This is a genomic window from Algoriphagus sp. (assembly GCF_029254265.1).
In the GTDB taxonomy this organism is placed as follows: Bacteria; Bacteroidota; Bacteroidia; order Cytophagales; family Cyclobacteriaceae; genus Algoriphagus.
On the sequence record NZ_JAQWXX010000132.1, the window covers coordinates 24,668 to 43,225 of the forward strand.

17 protein-coding genes are annotated in these 18,558 nt (G+C 39.2%); 8 read left to right on the plus strand and 9 right to left on the minus strand.

Going from position 1 to position 18,558, the window contains the following annotated elements; genetic code table 11:
- Positions 1-6 precede the first annotated feature (6 nt).
- Both P8O16_RS19540 and P8O16_RS19545 read left to right on the plus strand, forming a co-directional pair.
- Entirely contained in the window at positions 7-1,701 is a 1,695-nt protein-coding gene (locus tag P8O16_RS19540; protein WP_300317774.1) for a 1-acyl-sn-glycerol-3-phosphate acyltransferase, read from the plus strand.
- Complete coding sequence (locus P8O16_RS19545) at positions 1,676-2,734, plus strand: NAD(P)H-dependent glycerol-3-phosphate dehydrogenase (RefSeq protein WP_300317775.1); 1,059 nt, start codon at positions 1,676-1,678, stop codon at positions 2,732-2,734. Before P8O16_RS19540 ends, P8O16_RS19545 begins: the two co-directional genes overlap by 26 nt.
- A gap of 109 nt (positions 2,735-2,843) precedes the next feature.
- Here the strand turns inward: P8O16_RS19545 and P8O16_RS19550 are convergent, their stop codons facing one another.
- The 3 genes from P8O16_RS19550 to fbp form a co-directional block, all read right to left on the minus strand.
- The gene (locus P8O16_RS19550; RefSeq protein WP_300317777.1) at positions 2,844-4,004 is read right to left on the minus strand and encodes a PQQ-dependent sugar dehydrogenase; all 1,161 of its coding nucleotides are present in this window, start codon (positions 4,002-4,004) and stop codon (positions 2,844-2,846) included.
- Between the two features lie 138 nt (positions 4,005-4,142).
- Positions 4,143-5,306 carry a PQQ-dependent sugar dehydrogenase gene (locus P8O16_RS19555; RefSeq protein ID WP_367182862.1) on the minus strand — a complete coding sequence of 388 codons (1,164 nt, stop codon included), beginning with the start codon at positions 5,304-5,306 and terminating at the stop codon, positions 4,143-4,145.
- Positions 5,307-5,366: 60 nt separating this feature from the next.
- Positions 5,367-6,413 carry a class 1 fructose-bisphosphatase gene (gene fbp / locus P8O16_RS19560; RefSeq protein ID WP_300317780.1) on the minus strand — a complete coding sequence of 349 codons (1,047 nt, stop codon included), beginning with the start codon at positions 6,411-6,413 and terminating at the stop codon, positions 5,367-5,369.
- A 56-nt stretch (positions 6,414-6,469) separates the two neighbouring features.
- Between fbp and P8O16_RS19565 the strand changes: the two genes are divergently transcribed.
- Together P8O16_RS19565 and P8O16_RS19570 are read left to right on the plus strand one after the other, a co-directional pair.
- On the plus strand, positions 6,470-7,744 hold the full coding sequence (locus P8O16_RS19565; protein WP_300317783.1) for an aspartate kinase: 1,275 nt from the start codon (positions 6,470-6,472) through the stop codon (positions 7,742-7,744).
- A gap of 159 nt (positions 7,745-7,903) precedes the next feature.
- Positions 7,904-9,022, plus strand: a complete 1,119-nt coding sequence (locus P8O16_RS19570; protein WP_300317786.1) for a Gfo/Idh/MocA family oxidoreductase — start codon at positions 7,904-7,906, stop codon at positions 9,020-9,022.
- Between the two features lie 8 nt (positions 9,023-9,030).
- On the opposite strand, the gene P8O16_RS19575 is transcribed toward P8O16_RS19570, so the two are convergent.
- From P8O16_RS19575 to P8O16_RS19585, 3 genes are read right to left on the minus strand one after another with little or no spacing between them, the layout of a single operon-like run.
- A complete protein-coding gene (locus P8O16_RS19575; protein WP_300317787.1) occupies positions 9,031-9,525 on the minus strand; it encodes a GNAT family N-acetyltransferase in 495 nt (164 codons plus the stop codon).
- A 2-nt stretch (positions 9,526-9,527) separates the two neighbouring features.
- Positions 9,528-10,403, minus strand: coding sequence for a fructosamine kinase family protein (locus P8O16_RS19580; protein ID WP_300317789.1), 876 nt, complete (start codon positions 10,401-10,403; stop codon positions 9,528-9,530).
- Positions 10,396-10,881, minus strand: coding sequence for a low molecular weight protein-tyrosine-phosphatase (locus tag P8O16_RS19585; RefSeq protein WP_300317791.1), 486 nt, complete (start codon positions 10,879-10,881; stop codon positions 10,396-10,398). The genes P8O16_RS19580 and P8O16_RS19585 overlap by 8 nt, the downstream gene beginning before the upstream one ends.
- A gap of 183 nt (positions 10,882-11,064) precedes the next feature.
- Here P8O16_RS19585 and P8O16_RS19590 point away from each other — a divergent pair, with 183 nt between their 5' ends.
- The 4 genes from P8O16_RS19590 to panB are packed head-to-tail and all read left to right on the plus strand — an operon-like array spanning position 11,065 to position 14,606.
- On the plus strand, positions 11,065-12,306 hold the full coding sequence (locus P8O16_RS19590; RefSeq protein WP_300317793.1) for a glycosyltransferase N-terminal domain-containing protein: 1,242 nt from the start codon (positions 11,065-11,067) through the stop codon (positions 12,304-12,306).
- On the plus strand, positions 12,303-13,226 hold the full coding sequence (rsgA, locus tag P8O16_RS19595; protein WP_300317796.1) for a ribosome small subunit-dependent GTPase A: 924 nt from the start codon (positions 12,303-12,305) through the stop codon (positions 13,224-13,226). Before P8O16_RS19590 ends, rsgA begins: the two co-directional genes overlap by 4 nt.
- 59 nt (positions 13,227-13,285) lie before the next feature.
- The gene (locus P8O16_RS19600; protein WP_300317799.1) at positions 13,286-13,780 is read left to right on the plus strand and encodes a phosphoribosyltransferase family protein; all 495 of its coding nucleotides are present in this window, start codon (positions 13,286-13,288) and stop codon (positions 13,778-13,780) included.
- Between the two features lie 4 nt (positions 13,781-13,784).
- A complete protein-coding gene (panB, locus tag P8O16_RS19605) occupies positions 13,785-14,606 on the plus strand; it encodes a 3-methyl-2-oxobutanoate hydroxymethyltransferase (RefSeq protein ID WP_300317802.1) in 822 nt (273 codons plus the stop codon).
- A 71-nt stretch (positions 14,607-14,677) separates the two neighbouring features.
- Here the strand turns inward: panB and P8O16_RS19610 are convergent, their stop codons facing one another.
- From P8O16_RS19610 to P8O16_RS19620, 3 genes are all read right to left on the minus strand, one after another.
- The gene (locus P8O16_RS19610; protein WP_300317805.1) at positions 14,678-15,763 is read right to left on the minus strand and encodes a hypothetical protein; all 1,086 of its coding nucleotides are present in this window, start codon (positions 15,761-15,763) and stop codon (positions 14,678-14,680) included.
- 294 nt (positions 15,764-16,057) lie between these two features.
- On the minus strand, positions 16,058-17,269 hold the full coding sequence (locus tag P8O16_RS19615; RefSeq protein WP_300317807.1) for a glycoside hydrolase family 57 protein: 1,212 nt from the start codon (positions 17,267-17,269) through the stop codon (positions 16,058-16,060).
- The gene (locus P8O16_RS19620; RefSeq protein ID WP_300317810.1) at positions 17,266-18,555 is read right to left on the minus strand and encodes a glycosyltransferase family 4 protein; all 1,290 of its coding nucleotides are present in this window, start codon (positions 18,553-18,555) and stop codon (positions 17,266-17,268) included. Before P8O16_RS19620 ends, P8O16_RS19615 begins: the two co-directional genes overlap by 4 nt.
- Between the last annotated feature and the right edge of the window lie 3 nt (positions 18,556-18,558).

The window sequence follows — 18,558 nt, forward strand, 5'->3', positions numbered from 1 at the left end:
CTCGCTTTGGAGGAGAAATACATCAAACATCGATACGAACCAATACTTCCAAGTAAGGAAGAATGGCCGGTTGTAAAACTGGCTAGAGAGCGTAAAGAATTTGTAAAAAAAGTCGCTGACCTAGCAGAAAATAGAATTCTTAAACAAACTGGGAATAATCCTGAAATCCTTAAAGAGGAACTTGAGACGACGCTTTATAGAGAAAAGCTCCGCATCAAGCAAAACCCATGGGTGGTGGATCCGGATGATGAGGGGGAGTTTTGGGGAGAAGTGAAGTCTTCCTTGCTACATATCAGTAGTGAAGAGAAAAAGACTAGTCGATTCGAAGGCTATAAGGCCGTTCTCAATAAAATCACGAATAGATACGCAGAGGAAATCGCCAGTAATTTCAAAGCGACTCACTATAAATTTACACGTAGCGTGGTGACCTATGGATTTTCCAGATTGTTGAATGCAGCTCGGGTAAAGGGTATTAAGTCTATTTTTAGCAATCAATATACGCTTCAGGATAAAATTCAGATTACTGGAGAAACTGATCAGATTCGAGATCTGGCCACCAAGGGGACGATCGTCATGGTTCCTACACATTTTAGTAATTTGGACAGTATTTTGATTGGTTGGATTATTTCCGTTTTGGGATTGCCTCCGTTTATCTATGGAGCTGGTTTAAACCTATTTAATATTTCCATTTTTGCTTACTTCATGAATGCCTTGGGTGCTTATAAAGTGGATCGCAGAAAAAAGAATCTGATGTATTTGGAGACTTTGAAGACTTATTCCAAAGAAGCTATTCAGTTTGGTTGCCATAGTTTGTTTTTTCCCGGAGGTACAAGATCCAGAAGTGGCACGATCGAATCCAGATTGAAGTTAGGTTTGCTAAGTACTGCAATTGAAGCTCAGCGTGCCAATTACCAAGCGGGGAATAATGAGATATCTGGAAAAATATTCATTGTTCCAGTTACGATCAACTATCATTTTGTGCTGGAGGCTCCAAGTTTGATCCGCGATCACCTAAGTTCTACAGGTCAAGAGCGTTATTACAAAGAGAACGATGAGTTCTCGACCTCATATAAGATTTCGAAGTTTTTGGTCAAGTTTTTTACCAAGGGATCTGATATTTCTGTCTCTATCGGCAAAGCGATGGACGTCCTTGGTAATTATGTAGACCAAGATGGCAGAACAATTGACAAGAATGGAAGGCAAATTCATACCCGAGACTATTTTATGTCTGACGGAGTGGTGACGGTAGATCAGCAGCGCGAAGAAGAATACACGAATATGCTTGGAAAGCGAATAGTTGAGGAATTTCACAAAATCAATCGTGTTTTTAGTTCACATTTGGTTTCATTCACTGCCTTTGAAATGATCAAGAGGAAAAATCAGAAACTTGATTTGTTTGAATTATTACGTCTTCCTGAGGAGGATTTGATTATTTCGTATGAAGAATTCAAACAAGAATGTCAAAATGTTTTGAATGCAATTTTTGAATTAAAATCTCAAAACTTGATCAAAACAGCTCCTCATATGAACCGAGATATTGAAGAGATTATTAGTCATGGGATGGATAATGTAGGAATGTATCATGCCAAACGCCCTCTGGTGAAGGATTCTTTAGGAAATATCACAACTCAAGACATGAGTTTACTCTATTTTTATCACAACAGACTGACAGGATATGGACTCGAAAAACTCTTCAAATGAAAAAGTAATCGGTGTAGTCGGGGTTGGAAGCTTTGGTACTGCCATAGCAAATATGCTGGCTGAGAAAAATAAAGTGATTGTGTATGCCCGCAAACCAGAAGTAGTCAATGAGATCAATAGTACTAATACTGCTCAAGGAAAGAATTTGAATCCCACGATTTTAGCAACGAACGAGCCAAAAGATATCTGCGACCGTTGTGATATTTTGTTTTTCATGATCCCATCTTCGGGATTTTTGGAGGTCGTAAAAACTTTTGCTCCCTTTCTTTTTCCATATCATCTGATCATTCATGGGACCAAAGGACTCAGCTTAAATCTTAAACCAGGTGAAACACTGGATACTGTGAAAAGGCTAAATCGAAATCAAATTCTGACTATGAGCGAGGTGATTCTGCAAGAGACAGTAGCTGTACGAGTGGGGTGTCTTGCAGGTCCAAATCTCTCTAAAGAATTGATTCAAGGCCAACCGGCGGCCACTGTCATTGCCAGTAAATACAATGAAGTGATTTTGGAAGGACAGCGACTCCTTCGTTCTGAAAAGTTTCAGGTTTATGGGAATTCTGACATCATAGGTGTTGAGCTATCGGGTGTTTTGAAAAATATAATTGCGATTGCTGCAGGAGCATTAGCAGGTTTGGGATTGGGAGAAAATGCGAAAGGACTCTTGATCTCCAGAGGAATGGTCGAGATGGTCCATTTAAGTAATGCACTTGGAGGAAGCGTAAAATCCGTGTTTGGACTAGCCGGAATTGGAGACTTGGTAACTACCTGCAATTCGGTTGACTCGAGAAATTATACAGTAGGCTATAGACTAGCAAAAGGAGAAAGTTTGGAAGAGATTTTGGCAAGTATGGATGAGGTAGCTGAAGGGATCAATACGGTACGGATCATCAAGGCTTTCTTAGAAACTACTGGACTCCGAGCACCCATCACAGAGAATTTGTATAAAGTATTATTTGAAGATCTTGAAATTGAAGAGGCACTTCAGTTTCTGATGAAGTATCCATTTAGTGTGGATGTTGATTTTGTGTAATTTGAATCTGGTCTGCCATAGTTGGTCTTTGAAAGCAAAAAATAAGGTTGTCAGAATTACCACTGACAACCTTATTTTTTATTGAGATTTGAATTAAAACTAACCAGCTCTATCTCGCTGGAATCATTTTCACAAGCAATCCTGTACCTTCTGTGATTGCATAGATATAGCCATTTGGACTTTGGGAGACTTGTCTTACTCGTCCGATATTCTGAAAGAGCTTTTCTTCTGATGAAAAATCAGTCTCATCTAATTCTATTCTGGTGATGTGTTGCTTGGCCAATGCTGCTACCAAAATATTCCCTTTCCACTCAGGGTATCGATCAGAAGTAACCAGTGTCATGCCACAAGTTGCTATTGAAGGTGTCCAGTAATGTACCGGCTGTTCCATTCTTTCCTTTTCTGTGATGTTGGTGATGGGAGTTCCGTTATAGTTGATGCCATAAGTAATTACGGGCCAACCGTAATTTTTTCCTTTTTCGATTAGATTGAGTTCATCTCCACCTTGTGGTCCATGCTCTACAGACCAGATGCGATTATTAGCTTGATCGTAAATCATTCCTTGAGGATTCCGGTTTCCATAGGTCCAGATCGATTTAATAGCATTTGGACTGTTGACAAATGGATTGTCACTTGGGATTGTGCCGTCATCTTTGATCCGATGAATCTTCCCATGAGAATTGGTGAGGTTTTGAGCATTATTTTGTGATCCCCTTTCACCATTAGTGAAAAAAAGGAAATTGTCTTTATCAAAAACAATCCTGCTGCCATAATGTGTGCCTCCATTCCAGGCGGGAACGGTGACAATTAAGTCTTCAAATTCGCTTGCTTGATTGCCATTGAGCTTAAATCTAGCAACACTCGTGGCGCCTCCTCCCGGAACTGCTTTTGCATAGGAAATGTAAATCCAGCCGTTTTGTGAATATTCAGGATGCGGAATAATATCCAACAAGCCTGCCTGGCCATTGACATACATCGCCGGCAGGCCCTGTACTTTTTGACCGGTGAATTTATCATCTTCAAAAATGAGAATTTCTCCTTTCCGCTCTGTGATAAGCATTTTCTCATTCTCGAGCCATGTTATCCCCCAAGGGTTTTGAAGACCCGTATATAAGGTGTCAAGCTTGATAGCAAGTTTTTCGGTTGGGGTCGAAAACTCTAGTACTTCTCTTTCCATAACTGGCAATTCGTCTCCCGTTTTTTGGGAACAGGCGACATTGACAAAAGAAATCAGGATAAAAAGTGGTAAAAGTTTGACTTTCAGTTTCATGATAATATTTTATTGACATTTAAAAAACGATGATGAGTTGAATTAGTTTAATTCGGTTTTAAAAACTTTCGAAATTTTCTGCATAAAAAAGTCCCTTTGATTTCTCAAAGGGACTTCATCACTGCATTTAAAATGAGGTTATCTGATTGGAATCAACTTGATTAATAAGCCTGTTCCTTCAGTAATTGCATAAATATATCCATCAGGGCTTTCTTTTACTTGACGAACACGTCCAATATTTTGAAGCATGATTTCTTGAGCTCCGGCTTTTGCCCCGTCCATATCTACTCGATTGATATGCATTTTAGCCAAAGCTCCGATTAGTATGTCACCCTTCCAAGCAGGGTATCGATCAGAAGTAACCAATGCTACACCTGCAGTCGCTATAGAAGGAACATAATAGGTTAGAGGTTGCTCCATTCCTTCTTTCTCGGTGATTTCTGTGATAGGAGTTCCATCATAATTCTGACCGTAAGTAATCACGGGCCAGCCATAATTTTTTCCTTTTTCGATCAAGTTTAGCTCATCTCCACCCATTGGGCCATGCTCAGTTTCATACAATCGATTATTTACTTTGTCGTAAACCATTCCTTGAGGATTTCTATTGCCATAGGTCCAGATCGAACCGATAGCACCTTCAACTCCTACAAAAGGGTTGTCTGTAGGGATTCTTCCATCATCATGGATTCTGTGAATTTTACCATGAGAATTAGTCAGGTCTTGTGCGTTTTCAGGCATATTTCCTTTGTCTCCATTGGAGAAATAAAGATAGCCATCATTGTCAAACACGATTCTGCTTCCGAAGTGACGTCCACCTTTCCAAGCCGGGCCAGCAGTAATTAATTCTTCCTGTTGTATAGCATTATTGCCTTCTAGCTTGAATCTCATGATTGTGGTAGCTCCCGTGCTATCCGGCATATTTTTACCATAAGCAATATAGATCCATCCATTTTCTTCGAACTGAGGATGTGTCGTGATATCCAATAGTCCTGACTGACCGACATTCCAAACAGCAGGTAAGCCTAGTACTTTTTCACCAGTAAATTTGTCATCTTGAAAAATCAGGATCTCTCCTTTTTTCTCAGTTACAAGCATTTTTCCATCGGAAAGCCAGGTCATTCCCCATGGATTTTCGAATTCGGTGTATAGGGTGTCTACATTTAATAAAAGCTTTTCTGTTTGTACAGCAAAAGTCTCATCAATAGGCTCTTCTACAACTTGATCTTTGGTCTCACAATTTGTGTAAAGAAAGATTGTACCGGCAACAAGGGCCAATGACCAACTTAATTTAATAGATTTCATAGATTTTGATTTTAGACCCCCAAGATAATAACTCTTTGTAAGACTAATCGCAATCTTTTCTCAATGGTGATATTCCTTGATTTGATCATTCGTATTCAGGATCACAGATTGGATCTCACTTACCATCTGTTCTGAACCGATATAAAGTGGAGTCCGCTGATGAAGGGAAGTCGGTTCGATTTCGAGAATTCGTTGCTTTCCATCTACTGCCAAAGCTCCAGACTGCTCAGCTATAAAAGCCAAAGCATTTGCCTCATATAGCAAGCGGAGCTTTCCGGAAGGATTCTTTTTTGTTGCAGGATAGAGGTAGATTCCACCCTTGAGAAGATTTCTATGAAAGTCGGCTACCAATGACCCAATATATCTTGCAGAATATTTTCTAGTCTTGCATTCCTCGATATAGCTTCGAATGGAAGGATCAAAATCATTGTATAAGCCTTCGTTTACAGAGTAAATTTGCCCGGTTTTTGGCGCTTGGATGTCGGGATGGGAAAGAAAAAATTCACCCAGGGAGTTTTCGTAAGTGAAGCCATTGACTCCAAAACCAGTAGTGTATACCAGCATGGTGGATGATCCATACAACACATAGCCAGCCGCCACTTGTTCAGTGCCTTTCTGCATGATGTCCTCTTTTAAAATTGGACTACCAACAGGGGTTTTTCTTCTATAAATTGAGAAGATCGTTCCAATGCTGATATTCACATCAATATTAGAACTTCCGTCTAATGGATCAATTGCAACCACATACTTGCCTGATTTATTTTGAAGATCAATGACCGCATCCTCCTCTTCCGAAACAATTGCACAAACTTCACCTCCTTTGCTGAGCGCTCTCATAAAACGAATATTTGCTATCACGTCTAGCTTTTGCTGCTCTTCGCCTTGTACATTTGTTTGCCCGAAAGCACCTCCAATAGAAGAAAGTCCTGCTCGGTTTGTTTCGCGATTGACTATCTTGGATGCAAGTGCGATGTCACGCAGAAGTTGCGAAAGCTCTCCTGAGGCATAGGGAAAATCGCTTTGTTTAAGTTTGATGAATCGATCTAAAGTGGTGCCGACCGTGTAAGCTAAACCGCTTTGGTCGGGCTGGTAAGGAAGAATTTTCATGCTTAGAAAAATACAATTAATGGGTTTATACTTTCGAAAAGTAAGAAATATTTCTTATGGCAAAAACAGTAATTTTTAAATTTGGAGGGGCGTCAGTTAAAGATGCGGCTGGAGTAAAAAACCTAGCTGATATTTTACGTAATCGATTGCGAAAAAAATTGATAATCGTAATCTCGGCGATGGGAAAAACAACAAATGCATTAGAAAATCTTCTCGGTGATAAATTAGCTAATAAAGATTTTTCTTTGAATAGTTCAATTTTAAAGACTTATCATCTTGAGATTTGTAAGGAGCTGTTTCCGGAAAATCATCTCATTTTCCCTAAGGTTGAAAATTATTTTGTCCTTTTGAATCAGGAACTTCAAAAGCCTATTTCCCCTTCAAACTACGATGAATATTACGATCGGGTAATTTGTTTTGGGGAATTACTTGCGACCCAGATCGTCATGGAATACCTCTGTCTTCAAGAAATCTTGGTTGTTTGGAAGGATGCAAGAGAATTGATTCAGACCGATAGCAGTTTTCGCTTCGCGAAAGTTGATTGGGGGAAAACCAAAAAAAGATGTCAAGCTCAACTTCTACCTATTTTGGATCAATTTCCAGTGGTTACCCAAGGATTCATAGGAGCGGATCAAAAAGGAAGGACAACCACATTGGGAAGGGAGGGGTCGGATTTCACCGCCGCTATTTTGGCAGCTTCTTTGGATGCGGCTTCAGTGACTATTTGGAAAGATGTTCCCGGGATTTTAAATGCCGATCCTAAGAAATTTTCAGATACACAGCTTTTTGAGGAATTGGAATACAAACAAGCGGCAGAAATGACTTATTATGGTGCTTCTGTGATCCATCCGAAAACCATTAAGCCTTTAGCCAATCTGAAAATCCCACTTTTTGTAAAATCTTTCCTAGCTCCAGAAGCTTCGGGTACCAAAATCCATGAAAACTCTAGAGCTCACCAAATACCAACGATTATTCTTAAAGAAAATCAAGTGCTGGTAAGCTTTAAAGTAAAAGATTTTACTTTCATTGAAGAAAGCCACATTCATCAAGTTTATGATCAGTTGCAGAAATTGAAATTAAGGGTAAATATGCTCCAAATAGCTGCGATTAGTATTTCAATTGTAATAGATAGTCAGTTATTTAAATTAGAAAATCTTATTAAATCACTTCAGGATTCCTTTGAAATTCGATACAATGAGAATTTACAGCTTTTGACGATTTTGCATCCTAATGAGAAAGTGATCTCAGCACAGCTTGAAGGATTTGAGTCACTATTGGAGCAAAGTACCCGAAATACCTATCAAGTGGTAAGAAGATCCAAATTAAGTTAGTCTATTTTTTTTTCATTAGCGCCAGAAAATTAATACTTTACGTTATTCCAAACCTAAAATTAACCCCTATGGAATGCCCAAAAGAAAAGTTCTCACATAGTGGAATGATTTTTCATGGAGGGCATTCCATACGGCCTTTAAAAAACAAAATATAATCATATGAAATCAAGAAGAGTTTTTTTACAAAAAGCAAGTTTGTCTGCATTAGCGATTTCAATTCCCAGCATTGCGACATTATCTGCGAAAAATAATCTTGCTGAATCTATACTCAAGGAAGATAAAGTACTTCGAGTTGCGATCATGGGGCTGGGAAGTTATGGTACTCGAGTAGCTGAAGCGATGCTGGATAGTAAAAGAGCAAAGTTGGTTGGAGTAATCAGTGGGACACCTTCAAAAGTTGAAACTTGGAAAGCTAAATATGGAATACCAGCAGAAAACTGTTATAACTATGAGAATTTTGATGAGATAAAAAATAATCCAAGCATCGATGCCGTCTATGTGATCACACCAAATGCCCTCCATAAGGAACAATCAATCCGTGTGGCAAAAGCTGGTAAACATGTAATCTGTGAAAAGCCAATGGCAATAAACGCTAAAGATGGTCAGGAAATGGTTGATGCCTGCAAAGCTGCTGGAGTAAAATTATTGATTGGATATCGGATGCATTTTGAAGCAAATACGCTTGAGGCTATTCGGATGAGAAAATCCGGAGAACTTGGGGAATTGAAATTTTTCCAAGGATTAAGTGGCTTTGTGATAGGCGATCCTACTCAGTGGCGATTAGACCCAGCGCTTTCAGGAGGTGGTGCCATGATGGATATTGGAATCTATTCGATCAACGGGGCTAGATACATGTTGGGGGAGGAGCCTATTTGGGTGACTGCACAGGAAACAAAAACTGATCCTGTTAAATTTAAGGAGGGGATTGACGAGACGATTCAGTTTCAAATGGGATTCCCTAGCGGCGCTGTTGCCTCCTGCTTATCGACTTATGCCATGAACGGACTGGATAAATTTTTTCTGAATGGATCAAAAGGTTGGGTAGAAATGCAGCCTTCCACTGGGTATGGCCCGATCAAAGGAAAGACAAATAAAGGACCATTAGAACTGCCACACGTGACTCATCAGACTGTACAAATGGATCAAATGGCTGCGATTATCTTTGATGGAAAAGTGCCTGAGGTTCCTGTAAATGGAGAAGAGGGAGTAAGGGACATGAAGATTATCGACGCAATATTTAAAGCTGTGAAAACTGGAAAAAAAGTTATGCTTTCCTGATCTGGGAATCACTTTAAAATAAGCTGCATAAAAATAATATCGAGCCATCGACCAAATTTATGGCCCACTTCACTGAAGCGGGCCACTTCCTTGAATCCAAGTTTTTGATGAAATAAGTAGCTTCCCTTGTTCGAGCTATCGATTCCTCCGATCATAGTATGGAATCCAGCTTCTTTGGCGATTATTATCAGTTCGCTCAGCAGAAGCGTCCCAATTCCTTTTCCACGGAAGTTTTCCCCTAAATACACAGAGTGCTCAACCGTGAATCGATAGCCGGGTTTCGGTCGAAAAGTGCCGTAAGTCGCGAATCCAGCAATTTTCCCATCCGAAACAGCAACTAGTATCGGGAAACCAGCAAGATTTTTTTGGTTAAACCAGTCGGTTTGCTCCTTTAAAGTTTTTGCATCAAAGTCATAATTGATCGTCGAATTGAGGATTTCGTGATTGTTGATTTTTAGAATTTCTTCCAAATCTTCCACTTCTGCTTTTCGTAAAATGATCATGATTATTTTACAAAACGATTTACGATCCGCTCTATTCCGGGTAAATATGCAGATCCAAAAAGATTCAAATGAACAAGCAAAGGGTAGAGATTATAGATGCCCATTCTGGAATCAAAGCCAGATTCTAAAGGGAATACCGACTCATAAGACTCATAAAAGAGCGAGTCAAATCCTCCGAAAAGCCGGCTGAAAGCCAAGTCCATTTCCCTGTGCCCGAAATAAACTGCAGGATCGATCAAGCAGGGTTCACCGGAAGAATTACTAAGTACGTTTCCTGACCAAAGATCCCCATGAATTAAAGCAGGTTTTTCGTCTGGAAAGATAGATTCTATTTTTGGGTAGATCTCTTGAAATTTTTTAAGAAACTCCAGCGGAATCAATTTGTCAAAATAGGCCTTACCTGCCAATGGTTCCAATCTTTGTTCTATAAAAAAGTCCGCCCAATTCGAGCATTGATTATTTTTTTGATGAATCGAAGCAATGTAATTGTCTTCTTCAAAACCAAATCGATTAGACTCAGTCAAATGCAAATGAGCCAAACCAATCCCTAGATTTTCCCAATAATCAAGTTGATATCTCCCCGTGGGAATAAATTCAGAAAGGAGGTAGTTATAATCACCTATTCTACCTGATCCATAGGTTTCAGGCACTTTTAGAAATGTTGATTTCTTGAGTATTCTTAATCCATTTGCTTCTTTCGTTAGAATATCACGCTCATGATCAAAATTTAATTTCAAAAAAAATGCTCCAATTGAAGATTTTAATTGGATTCCTTGATTGTGATTACCTGCTGCAATTAGAGAAGCAGATTTTAAAGTAGCCTCTGCTCCAAGGCATTCGAAAAGTACTTGTTCGTAGATCTCATTGAGATCAAACATAGATTTGATGAGTTTGGATCACTTTTCCTAAAAACCCCTCTATTGATTCATCGAGTATTGTGTAGATTTCTTCAAATCCCTCTTCACCACCGTAATAAGGGTCTGGTACAGATTGTCCCTCACTTCCTTCGGCAAAATCCCTCATGAGATAAATCTGCTTTGTTTGGAATCCAAAACGCTCTTTGAGGTTATTTAGTATTCGGAGATTGCTATCATCCATCGCAATGATGTAATGAAAATCCCTTAAATCAGTTCGATTGACTTGCCTTCCTCTATGATTAATAGTAAGGTTATGTTTACCCGCACATTTAATGGTTCGCTCGTCTGGGAGTTCACCGATATGAAAATCCGATGTCCCTGCACTATCTGATTTGAATTGGTGATGTATTCCAGCTTCCTCGATTTTCTTATTGAAAATTGCCTCTGCCAAAGGCGATCTACAGATATTTCCAAGACATACAAATAGCACTTTAATCATATTACATCGAATGGAAGACTAAATTCGGGTACGAAAAATTTGGGCTTTGAAATTACTGATTTTTATCAGGAATTGCATGTGGTTGAGATCTTTTTTCCTGAATTAATACAAAATCTTTGGTATTTGGCTGGAAAGGAAAAGTTGATGAAATAGGTTTTGCCTCTGATTGTCTACTTTTGGAAAATGAAATTGATTTATCGGTTTGGAATTTTATTAGCACGCTTGTTTCTGCCTTTGGCGGCGCTTATGATTCCTCGGATAGCTCATTTTTTAGATGGTCGCAAAACGCTGTTTGAGAAGTTAAGCAAATTCAAAGAAGGTAATTCTGCCAAAACAGCATGGTTTCATGTTGCTTCTCTCGGAGAATATGAGCAGGCAATACCCGTAATTGAATCATTGAAAACAGTCTTTCCGGACTACCATGTTGTTATTAGTTTTTTTAGTCCTTCTGGTTATGATCATGTGATCAAGAAACCTCAGCAACAAGTGGATTTCATTAGCTATCTCCCTATCGATACTAAGCGAAATGCTGAAAAATTTGTACAATTACTTAATCCTGATTTGGTGTTTTTTGTCAAATACGATCTATGGTATCATCACTTGAGCGCTATTAAAACTCGAAAAATCCCGCTTTATCTGATTTCGGCCTCTTTCCGTTCCGATCAAATCTATTTTAAAAGGATTCCATTTTTCAGGAATTTACTTTTCTTCTTTGATCAGATTTTCACTCAAAATCAAAATAGTATAGACTTACTTCAATCGATAGGTTATAGTGATGGGATGTTAGCTGGAGACACTCGTTTCGATCGAGTTGTGGAGATAGCAAAGAGTCCCAAAATTTTCGAGGATATCAATAAATGGAAGGACGAAAGGCCTGTATTGGTAGCTGGTTCAGTCTGGGGTGAGGATATGAGTTTATTAATTCCCTTGATTAATTCAAACCCAGATTATCGATGGATAATCGCACCTCATTCCCTTGATCCTTCTCCAATGATAGATTGGGCGTCGAGACTTAAAGTCTCTAGTGTTCGATATTCAGAGTGGGATAAGAGTGGAGATTATCAAGTTATATTTATAGACAATATTGGAATGTTAAGTTCACTTTACCAGTTTGCAAAGCTAGCCTATGTAGGAGGTGCATTTGGGAAAGGTCTTCATAATATACTGGAGCCGATTGCTTTTGGGGCGCCGGTTATTTATGGAAAGTTGAAAAAAGAATCCAAATTCCCGGAAGCAGCTCAGAGTCAATTACAAGGTTGTGGTTTCGAAGTAGAAGATTTTGAGGGATTAAACAGTGTATTTGAGAATCTTCAAGATTCTGATTATTACAAAAAAAGTAAAGATTCTGCGATGGCTTGGGTAGAAGCAAATAGAGGAGCTGCAGCAAAAATCATATCCAAAATTAGTTTAAAAGGCGAGCTATGAAAGGAAGAGTAATCAAATCTACCGGGAGCTGGTATATTGTTCAGACAGATTCGAGTCTAGTTTCCGCAAGGTTAAAAGGGAAGTTTAAGCAAGATGAACTGAAGTTGACTAATCCAATAGCCGTGGGGGATTGGGTAGAAATGGAAAAGGAGGAAAATCAAGATACTGCGGTCATTAATGAGATTCTTCCGAGGGAAAATTACGTCATTCGAAAGTCCACAAGAAAGCAGCATTTCTCCCATATTATTGCAAGTAATATAGATCAGGCAATACTGGTCATTACCATGAAAAATCCACGGACTTCTTTGGGGTTCATTGATCGGTTTTTGGTGAGTACAGAAAGTTTTAGAATCCCAGCAATCCTTGTAGTCAATAAAATGGACTTGTTGTCTGGAGAATCCGCCGAAGATTGGTTGTTGGATATTCATGAAATATATGAGCCATTAGGGTATAAAGTGATTGAAGTGTCCGCATTGTATACTGAAAATCCTAAAGAACTTTTCCAGCCATTTCTCGAGGGAAAGACAACGCTTATTTCCGGACATTCCGGGGTAGGAAAATCAACCTTGCTAAATGCATTGATTCCTAAAGCAGCACAGAGTACCAAAGAAATATCCTCTTTTAGTGACAAAGGCGTTCATACGACTACATTTGCAGAGCTTTTTCCATTGGAATATGATGGAAGTCTAATTGATACTCCAGGAATCAAAGAGTTTGGAATACTGGATATAGAGGATAATGAACTTTCTCATTATTTCCCCGAAATGCGGAAGTATCTTGGTCAATGCAAATACAACAATTGCCAGCATGTGAATGAGCCCGGATGCGTAGTATTACAAAAATTGGAGGAAGGCTTTATTCATCCCTACCGCTATCAAAGCTATTTGAATATTCTAAATGAAGAGGACAACAGGAGATAGTGGACGGATTAAATTTTGAATCCGCACATAAATACTTAATTTTCATTTTTAAAAGAATTATGAGCGAAGTACTCAATCACGAGCAAATCAAGAAGAAAATCACACGAATGGCTTATGAGATTTATGAAAGAAATCTCAATTCAAAAGCGGTAGTTTTAGCTGGTATTTCTGGTATGGGGATGACATTGGCAGATCTTTTAGCAAAAGAACTTCAAGCTATTTCCCCTTTGAAAGTGGAGGAAGTTGAAGTGATCTTGGATAAATCTAATCTTGCAGAGGCTGAAGTAAAGCTTTCTAAAAACATTGATCTACAAGGGAAAACCTTACTGATCGTAGATGATGTCCTTAATACCGGAAAAACACTTGCCTATGCTATGAAACCATTTTTAGACATTGAGTTGTATAAAATGGAAGTAGCAGTGTTGGTCAACCGAAGTCACGGCTTATTTCCAATTCGGCCTGATTATACGGGATATGAGCTTTCCACAACCTTCAATGAGCATATTCGAGTAGACTTTTCTACCGAAAACAATTATTCTGTACATCTTCACTAACCTTATGTCAGTTTATTCTTCCGCTACTATAAAGCGAATCACTACTCATATACTCCAGGAAATGAAGGATCGTGGAGAGAAGATTTCTATGCTTACTGCTTATGATTTTTCGATGGCGAAGATTGTTGACGCAGCGGGTATTGATATCATCCTAGTAGGGGACTCGGCTTCCAATGTAATGGCAGGTCATGAAACTACCCTGCCGATCACCTTGGATCAGATGATTTATCACGCATCAGCTGTGGTAAGGGCAGTGAAGCGATCATTTATCGTGGTAGATATTCCTTTTGGAAATTATCAGGGCAATAGTTCTGAGGCATTACGATCTGCAATCCGGATAATGAAAGAATCTGGTGCGCACGCAGTCAAGGTGGAGGGCGGAGCAGAAATCAAAGAATCCGTGATTCGTATCCTCAGCGCTGGAGTTCCTGTAATGGGGCATTTGGGCTTGACTCCTCAGTCAATTTATAAATTTGGTACTTATACCGTTCGGGCAAAGGAAGAGGCAGAGGCAAACAAACTCCTAGAGGATGCCAAAATTCTTGAAGCTTGCGGATGTTTTGCGATTGTGTTGGAGAAGATTCCTGCCGAGTTGGCGACAAAAGTGGCTCAGACTGTTTCTATACCTGTTATTGGAATTGGTGCAGGAGGAGGAGTGGATGGACAAGTGCTTGTGATGCATGATATGCTGGGAATCACTCAAGAATTCAAGCCAAGGTTTTTACGGCAATATGCCGACCTACAAGGAATCATGATGGAGGCTTTTTCCAATTATATCAAAGATGTGAAAAGCCAAGATTTCCCGAATGAGGGAGAGAGTTATTAAGCTTCAGATCGGACAAAAGCAAAAGGCTGGAAAATTTTTCCAGCCTTTTGCTTTTAAGTGAAGGGGAGCAATTAGTCCTTCACAAGAGTTTTGAAATTATAAATTCCGCTTCCGATTAGTTCTTTCATTGAGCCTTTAGCAGCTTCGATGTAGGTCTTAGTATCGCAAGCCACATAATGTGACGCTAAATTTAATTCTCCGCCCGAAACCATCACCAATTGGGGATATCCAGTTTTACTAAATGTGGCTACTTCAGCTGAGGTCACTTCTACCAGCTTGTCTTCTTTGAAAACTCCGTCAAAATACACGGCCCTTTTGAGACCAGTACTCGAGTCGAACATTGGAGAGCTCGCCATATGACCTGCCACAAAGCGAACTCGGGAAGCTAGAGTAGCTGAGGCTCCTGAATTAGTAAATCCCTTCGCAAAACTAGTTAAACTCATCTGTTCGTTATCTTTAGTTGATGTCGAAACATCTAATCTTAGATTAATATCAGCCTTCACTTTTGAGGATGCATAGTTTCCCCAGCTGACAGAGCTCGCGTCCAATGCTACAAAAGGGAAAACAAATGTAGCTTCAGCGATATAGGCTTCACCTAAATCTTGAGAAAGTTTTGAACTGGTATCAGTAAAAGTTCCTTTTTCCCGACCACTGTTTGAAACTCCTTTTACCCAATATTCATAGTCCGAAGGAGTGACCATCACAAAACCTTTTACTTGATCTGTGGAAGTGGCACCACCCTTTAATTTGGTATAACCAGCATAGTAATCAGTTTTTCCAGCTTCTTCAGCTGAGATAATTTCGTATCCATCTGCTTCTAGCTGTGCTACAAAATCTGCATAAGCTTCATCAACTAGTTTTTGAAAATCAGGGATGTCAACTCCGCTCAACTGGACTCCCATGCGAGTTTTCGTGCCGGATACTGTGGTTACACTGTTGGCACTTTCATTCTTGTATGCAGCGGTACTTGAAGAAGCTTCTTCAAAGACTTCGAATAGCGCTCGAAATTTCTGGATGTAAACTCTCTTTGGAGATTTGGATGATTGCTTGTTTCTGTGAAAAGATCCTACGTCATAATCTTTGGAAGAAATGTATGGATCTGCTGGCTGTAATATTCCGGCAAGGACTAATAGGATAATTGTAAGTAGTGATTTCATAGCTTTTAGAGTAAATGGTTGTATTTCTTCTTGGATCTAAATTAGCCTTTACGTAGTCAAAAATACAATTATTGAATTCTTGAGTGATTCAATTAGGCAGGCCTGAAAAAGAATTAAAATACTGAATATTAGACGGTTAAAATGATTTTATTATTAATTAAAAAATAAGTTTTGATAATTAAATACGGCAAATGCCCTACAAGAAAAAAGGGCTACTAAATTATCTTTTTAAAAAACTTGAAACTTTTCGGTCAATTTTTCTCAAAAAAAAGACCGGTTTAACCGGTCTTTATTCTAGGCCTCAGCCTCTTGTTCTTTTATTTTTTCTTTAAGCCTCAGGACGAAATCACTTAGTACATTCATGTAATTTATGAATGCATCGTAAGGAGAATCATAAGGACTAAAGTAAGAGTGTATGTCTCCATCCGAAAAGAATTTGGTACACATATAATAGAAATGATCAGAAGTCTGCAGATATGTCCAATCGCGCTTAATTTCTGCATCGTCGATTTGATTGACCATTTTTTCTAACTCATATAGTTTGCCAAATGCTTCATCCTGAAGGTCGTTACCCAACCAAGCGGTCAAGTCCCGCTCTTCATCAGCCCAAGATATAGGCGTAGGGACATGAATTTTACCTATAGGTGGAACTTTTGCTACCACTTCGGAAGGAGTTGAAAAGCCATAATTGGTGTGCTTAAAAACTGCCTCCGGTAGATGCTTCATGAATTCAAAAATCCCTGTTTCTGCCCACTGATGCTCTCCGAAGGTCTCATAATCCATGAAAAGATTAATAACCTCCTCTGATTGAGGTACATTATTGATCCATTTTACAAACTTATCTGTAGTCAATGGATAATCAGCCCATGTCTTATTTCCAAATCGGAATGCGATATCATCACTGAGTTGGAAATTCTTTAAAAGGACTTTCAATTTTGGCTCAATACTATTGCAATACACATAATTGGGGCTTTTCCAGCCTAAGATATGCTTAGCTCCTTCAGTTAGAGTTGCCTCAAAACCCATCTCTGCAATCATGGCTCCGATTTGATCCGAATAGATTAATTCAGTATTCCTAAAGATCGTTGGAGTATAGCCGTTGAATAATTTCTTTATTTTTTCCTGGTGATTTCTCACCATAGTCTGAAACTCAGCCTTGCTTTTCAGTGAAGCAAGCGAGTGGCCGTAGGTTTCATTCAACAGTTCCACATGTCCTGTGTCAACTAATTTCCGAAAGCTTTCAAGTACATCTGGTGCATAAGATTCCATTTGATCTAGGAAAGTCCCAGACATAGAAAAGCAAATTTTAAAGCCACCATCATACTTGTTGATCAATTCCAATAGTAGTGCGTTCATTGGCAAGTAGCACTTTTGAGCAACTCTCCTCATGACACTTCTATTTAGAAAGTCATCCCAATAATGATGATCCTCACCAATGTCAAAAAAACGATAAGGTTTTAAACGATAAGGTTGGTGAACCTGGAAGTAAAAACAGATAGTTCTCATGATTTCTCAGCTAATATTTTTTGATAGATGGTGACAAGTTTGGCAGCCACATGCTCCCATTTCAATTTTTTCAATTCTTCAGTACCCAACTCTTTGAACATTTTAGAAATACCTTCATAGTGAAGTAGCGCAAAAGTGGCATCTGCCATTGAGTCGATATCCCAAAAATCAACTTTGATTGCATTATCAAGTACCTCTGCCACTCCTGATTGCTTAGAGATAATGACAGGTGTATTATGTCTTACTGCCTCTAAAGGAGAAATGCCAAATGGTTCTGAAACTGACGGCATAACATACACATCACTGATTGCATACATATGGTCCACATCATCTCCTTTCAAGAAGCCCGTAAAATGAAACTTGTCAGCAATCCGAAGTTCTGCTACTCGGTCGATCATTCTATTCAGTAGGTCTCCGGAACCAGCCATCACAAAACGCACGTTCGGATCTCTTTCGAGCACTTTTTTTGCAGCTTCCACAAAGTATTCAGGGCCTTTCTGGAAAGTGATTCTACCTAAGAATGTCACTATTTTCTCAGGGACTTTCTTGTTGTAAGTAGATTTGATAATTGAAGCATCCAGCACTGCATTGTGTAATACACTGATTTTGTGTGCTGGAACTCCATATTTATCAATGATGATATTTTTGGTCAATTGGCTTACCGCACATACGTGATCTGCAGCATGCATGCCAGCTCGTTCGATTTCGTATACCGGCTTATTTACAGATTGACCTGATCGATCAAATTCAGTTGCATGTACGTGCGCAACCAATGGTTTACCGCTTATTTCTTTAGCAGCAATTCCTGCCGGGAATGATAGCCAGTCATGCGCATGAATAATATCGAAGTCACTTCGATCTCTTGCGATTTGAGCTCCTGTGAGAGCATATCTTGAAACCTCCTCTAGTAGATTTTTTCCGTATTTCCCACTGAATTCATATTTCGTTGAAAAAATACTTTCATCTACATCAGCTCGATCATGGATGGCATAATCAGTGAATTTTTGGTACTCTTCCGGGCCAAGATAGGGTACTAAGAAACTGCTGACTTCCAAGTAGGTGAGATTTTTCCAAATAGATTTAAATTTTTTCTCCCGGTAGTCAATAGAAATATCACTGGCATTCACAAAATCTGCCATTTGTTCTTCATCACCCCAAAGTTTTGGGACAACAAAAATGACATCTTGCTTATGGTGAACCATTCCTTTTACTAAGCCGTAGCAAGCTGTACCTAGGCCTCCTGAAATATGTGGTGGGAATTCCCACCCAAACATTAATACCTTCATAAA

What these genes read in the sequence shown, in the direction of transcription:
- P8O16_RS19615 (WP_300317807.1), bottom strand. Translation starts at nt 17,269, where the DNA reads ATGAGAACTATCTGTTTTTACTTCCAGGTTCACCAACCTTATCGTTTA.
- P8O16_RS19550 (WP_300317777.1), bottom strand. Translation starts at nt 4,004, where the DNA reads ATGAAACTGAAAGTCAAACTTTTACCACTTTTTATCCTGATTTCTTTT.
- P8O16_RS19575 (WP_300317787.1), bottom strand. Translation starts at nt 9,525, where the DNA reads ATGATCATTTTACGAAAAGCAGAAGTGGAAGATTTGGAAGAAATTCTA.
- P8O16_RS19620 (WP_300317810.1), bottom strand. Translation starts at nt 18,555, where the DNA reads ATGAAGGTATTAATGTTTGGGTGGGAATTCCCACCACATATTTCAGGA.
- P8O16_RS19565 (WP_300317783.1), top strand. Translation starts at nt 6,470, where the DNA reads ATGGCAAAAACAGTAATTTTTAAATTTGGAGGGGCGTCAGTTAAAGAT.
- P8O16_RS19545 (WP_300317775.1), top strand. Translation starts at nt 1,676, where the DNA reads ATGGACTCGAAAAACTCTTCAAATGAAAAAGTAATCGGTGTAGTCGGG.
- P8O16_RS19580 (WP_300317789.1), bottom strand. Translation starts at nt 10,403, where the DNA reads ATGTTTGATCTCAATGAGATCTACGAACAAGTACTTTTCGAATGCCTT.
- P8O16_RS19585 (WP_300317791.1), bottom strand. Translation starts at nt 10,881, where the DNA reads ATGATTAAAGTGCTATTTGTATGTCTTGGAAATATCTGTAGATCGCCT.
- P8O16_RS19600 (WP_300317799.1), top strand. Translation starts at nt 13,286, where the DNA reads ATGAGCGAAGTACTCAATCACGAGCAAATCAAGAAGAAAATCACACGA.
- P8O16_RS19555 (WP_367182862.1), bottom strand. Translation starts at nt 5,306, where the DNA reads ATGAAATCTATTAAATTAAGTTGGTCATTGGCCCTTGTTGCCGGTACA.
- P8O16_RS19590 (WP_300317793.1), top strand. Translation starts at nt 11,065, where the DNA reads ATGAAATTGATTTATCGGTTTGGAATTTTATTAGCACGCTTGTTTCTG.
- fbp (WP_300317780.1), bottom strand. Translation starts at nt 6,413, where the DNA reads ATGAAAATTCTTCCTTACCAGCCCGACCAAAGCGGTTTAGCTTACACG.
- panB (WP_300317802.1), top strand. Translation starts at nt 13,785, where the DNA reads ATGTCAGTTTATTCTTCCGCTACTATAAAGCGAATCACTACTCATATA.
- P8O16_RS19570 (WP_300317786.1), top strand. Translation starts at nt 7,904, where the DNA reads ATGAAATCAAGAAGAGTTTTTTTACAAAAAGCAAGTTTGTCTGCATTA.
- rsgA (WP_300317796.1), top strand. Translation starts at nt 12,303, where the DNA reads ATGAAAGGAAGAGTAATCAAATCTACCGGGAGCTGGTATATTGTTCAG.
- P8O16_RS19610 (WP_300317805.1), bottom strand. Translation starts at nt 15,763, where the DNA reads ATGAAATCACTACTTACAATTATCCTATTAGTCCTTGCCGGAATATTA.